General features: G+C 48.1%; 4 protein-coding genes. 1 reads left to right on the top strand and 3 read right to left on the bottom strand.

Annotated features, from left to right (window positions below; genetic code table 11):
- Nucleotides 1–78 precede the first annotated feature (78 nt).
- Nucleotides 79–411: a lactate/malate family dehydrogenase gene (locus F3H12_RS12865; protein ID WP_149679718.1), complete on the bottom strand. Its 333-nt coding sequence runs from the start codon at nt 409–411 to the stop codon at nt 79–81.
- A gap of 254 nt (nt 412–665) precedes the next feature.
- Between F3H12_RS12865 and F3H12_RS12860 the strand changes: the two genes are divergently transcribed.
- Nucleotides 666–2,069, top strand: coding sequence for an RNA polymerase sigma factor (locus F3H12_RS12860; protein WP_243133294.1), 1,404 nt, complete (start codon nt 666–668; stop codon nt 2,067–2,069).
- 128 nt (nt 2,070–2,197) lie between these two features.
- Here F3H12_RS12860 and F3H12_RS12855 read toward each other — a convergent pair whose 3' ends face one another.
- On the bottom strand, nt 2,198–2,746 hold the full coding sequence (locus F3H12_RS12855) for a flavodoxin family protein (RefSeq protein WP_149679717.1): 549 nt from the start codon (nt 2,744–2,746) through the stop codon (nt 2,198–2,200).
- 317 nt (nt 2,747–3,063) lie between these two features.
- Nucleotides 3,064–3,903: an MFS transporter gene (locus F3H12_RS12850; protein ID WP_340162590.1), complete on the bottom strand. Its 840-nt coding sequence runs from the start codon at nt 3,901–3,903 to the stop codon at nt 3,064–3,066.
- Between the last annotated feature and the right edge of the window lie 99 nt (nt 3,904–4,002).

Raw genomic sequence — 4,002 nt, 5'->3', positions numbered from 1 at the left:
CTCCTTTGCTAATGTTTTTCTTTGGTTATTAAACATTTTACAATGGATTACCATGAGTTTTCTATATATTACGGCATTTTATTTTACAACTTCCCTGATTTCCTTGGCAATAGCCACATTAGCCCTGGCCAGATCAAGACGGGTCTGACCCGGCTTTCTGTTCATCCCGGCTGTCACAATAATAACGTCACAGCTTGCGATATCGGAGTAATCGCCTGCATAAACTGCCATCTGGCCCAGGAAGCACAGGCCATGGTTGATGTCCAGAGCCTCTCCAACAGCCTTTTCAGCATTCACGTCAATCAAAACAATCTCACTGGCACTCTGCTCAAGAGCCATCGCAAAGGCGATTGATGCTCCTACGTTTCCTGCACCGATGATTGCAACTTTAGTCTTTCCGGTTTGGTGCATGTTTGTGTTCCCCCTTATCTCTATCTAATTGTTAAAATAATAACTTGCTTATCGTATCACATTTTGGTAGACAAGTTTAGACAAAAACCTCACAATAAGATAACCGAAAACACAGCATATTTTGTACAAAAAGAAGAACATAACGACAGGGATTTTCATGAAGTTAATGCCGTAACGATTGGGTAAAAAATCTTGTAACCTTTTCACGCTCTGAAGTATGTTGTAGATGAAAGGCAGAGGAGTGTGAACGAAAGATGCACAGACCGTCAAACCCGGACGATCGCTTCATGCAGATCTATCAGAAATTCCGGAACACCGTATTCGGGATCGCATTCAACTATACCAAAAGCAATGCGGACGCATGCGATATCGTACAGGAAGTTTTTATCCGTTTCCTTTCAGGCAAAAGCACCTTTAATGATGACGAACACATCAAGGCATGGCTTATCCAGGTCACCATCAATGAATGCAAGAGGCATCTGATGTCATCCTGGATAAAGCATACCGTTTCCCTTGTTGACCAGACCATCCCGATTGAGGATAAACTGGAAGACCCGAATCTTTTCCATGCCGTGATGGCATTGCCCCTGAAATATCGCACGCCCATCCATCTCCACTATTATGAGGGGTATTCGGTTTCCGAGATAGCCTCGCTCCTCGGCGCCAGGGAGGGCACTGTCAAGGTCAGGCTGTCGCGGGCAAGAAAAATGTTGAATCTCGCTGACGCCGGGATCGTTCAGGAGCTTGACCTTGTGCATGAAAATGATGCGTTCGCCTTAAAGCTGATAGCATTCACCGGTGATACGGAAATCCAGAAGGCCCTCTTTGAACTGAAACTTAAAAAGAACCTGGTGTCTTTCGATGAAATCCGGCTCGTGGAAAAATCCCTTCCGGCTGAATATATCGAACCCCATGGCTGGGACAGCGTCCGCCAGTGGGAGATTGCAGGATCAAAACTGAACGCTGATGAAGGCGGCGATGCGTACTATTTCAATTACACGTTTCCGCCTTACTGGATGCAAAACACCACCGGGGATATGGTGATTCGCATTCTGGGCCTCCGTTTGTACCATCACGGAAAACTGGCCGCCAGCATGGATTGCGATTTTGGGTACCGATTCACGCCGGAACGCTCAATCCTGCCCGAACCGGTGAAAATAGCGGTTAACCGGATGCTCGAAAAGGATATCTATGATGAAATGAGCTTTACCGATGACTATGAAAACATGCATCTCCACAGGGGTGAAGTTTCCGCTCTGAAAACGAAACGCTTGCTGTTGATAACCGATATTGCCTTCACCAGGTACAAGGCAAGAGTCCATGCAACGATACCGGAAGAAGCCATCAGCGAAAGCGAAGCCACAAAAATCATGCACCAGTTCATCCAACCCAGGTTCCTTACGCATCATTACTGGGATGGGCTCGACAACCCTGCAGCGTTCGAACTGGCAATCGTCGAAAATGCGGAACGCCTCCGCCTGTTTGCCGACGGCGTTGAGCTACCCATAGATGAGGCATCCCTGGACATCGTCCCCGAAAGGGGTCCCAGCAGCGAGCATCCATATTACAGCTTCCATGTTGAATATGAAGGATTCGACTATGAGAAGGCTCAAACCGTCGAGATACGTTTTGGTGATGAAGTTATCGCGCTGAAATAGAATCCGTTTGCTGAAATCGGCTATAACAGCAAACTCGTTCTTCTCAAGAATCTCCCGCTTACCGGCATTGCGCTGCCAAGCGGGAGATTCTCTTGGACGCTTTCCCGGAAATCATGTTTCTGCCATTATCATTTATCCAAAATCATCTTGCAGAAAGCCAATATCTCCGCTTTCCTGGATTCCACATCTTCCCGGCTCGCTATTGAACACAACCCCAGCCTGCCGCAGCATGCGATCTCCAGATGCCCGTAAAAATGCTCAATACTTTCAATAATCCTGACGCATTCCCGCATGCCGGGTCCCGTTCGCAAGGCTATAACATATCCTTTTTTACCTCTGCTGATGGCAGCATGGGGTTCATGGGTGTTGCACCAGGGCGTGCACCTGTCGATGAATGCCTTAAACTGGCCAGGGATATCTCCCCAATATGACGGTACGACCGAAACAATCACGTCAGCCCACTCAAATTCATTTATAATAAGGTCTACATCATCCTGCTGGATACAACGGGCAGTCTGATGGCAACTCTTGCACCCCCTGCAAAAACCGAATTCATAATCATCGATGCAGATGCCCCTGTTATTGTATCTGCCGGACAGCTGTTCCGAAACGATCCTTGCTATTTCCGCCGTCGCACCTGTCCGTACAGGACTGCAATTAATCACAAGCGTATTCATTGCATATCTCCTCATCTCAGAATCCCTGACAGTCAATCCCTGTGATATACCGCAACGTTCATACGAAAGGCCGATTTCTCCATGACACGGACAAACCTCGGTTTTCGGCGCTCACAACAGTCAGCCGTTTTTTAGTGCTATTTTTATCTATTTTCAGAAATGTGTCAATGGTTTTGTGAGCGATGATTGATAAGTAGCCATTTGAGAAACCCATCATTCCAGTCCGGACAGGGTATTTTGCAAGAGGCTCCCCGCTGCCCACGTTTCCGCCGGCAACGGAGAGCCTTGTATTGCTTGCTGGTCAGCCAAGATCAGCATCAAACCGACTCATGGTATTTGTATTTCTTGAGGATTCTTCCGAAAATCAGGCATATCGCCGCTCCCAATATGCCGAGAATGAATATCATCAGGCCTGCCCCTGAGCCCTTCCCCTCGCCAAACAAGGCGACCATGAGACTATCAGGGGACATACGTTCCATGAATGGTTCACAGACCACATCAACCATCCAGCCACCAAAGAAGAATCCGATGGGTATTGTGAAAAACTGCAGCGTATTTCTGCAGGAATAGACCCTTCCCTGCATCTCGACCGGTATGGTCGAGCGCACGATAACGTCCAGGCTCGTACTCATCAACGGAACGGGCACATAACCCAATATCTGTGCGATACACCATGTGACAGGGGTATTGGTCAAAGACATCAGGAAGTTATCTGTTGTCAGAGAAAACAGCATGGTGGCTACGATGAGACGTATCCGATCCTTAGGTGGCGGCAGAACGGACGCTATCAAACTTCCGACAAGCATCGCAATGCCCGCCGTGGAAGTGACAATGCCCAGGACAGCCTCCCCGCCATTTTGCCTTGGCAGGACAAACGCCGGAAGCACCGCATCAAAAGCGGATGCAACCAGGTTGACCCCGGCCAGGAACAGGATCAGCATCAGCACCATTCTGTTCCGGTTCAGGAATTTCAGGCCTGTTTTCGCGGATTCGAGCAGCGTCTCCCGCTTTTCCTCGCCTGATTGGTTCACCGGTGGTATCCGCACAAATATCAGCAACGCAAAAAACGCGACGATAAAAGTACACAAATCCACCATGATCACAACATCCACACCACCCAAGGCATAGAGGGACGTAGCGAGCAACGGGTGCAGAATGGTGTATAATGATACCAGAAATTAAGACAGACAAAACGGCCAAAATAAGTTAGTATGGAACTATGGAAAAGAGAAGAAATTTTACACCGGAAGAAAAAG

Origin of the sequence: Thermoclostridium caenicola (assembly GCF_900142095.1) — a bacterium.
Classification (GTDB): domain Bacteria; phylum Bacillota; class Clostridia; order DSM-8532; family DSM-8532; genus Thermoclostridium_A; species Thermoclostridium_A caenicola.
Note: the sequence above shows the minus strand (reverse complement) of the source record. Positions and strands in the feature narration are given on the sequence as shown.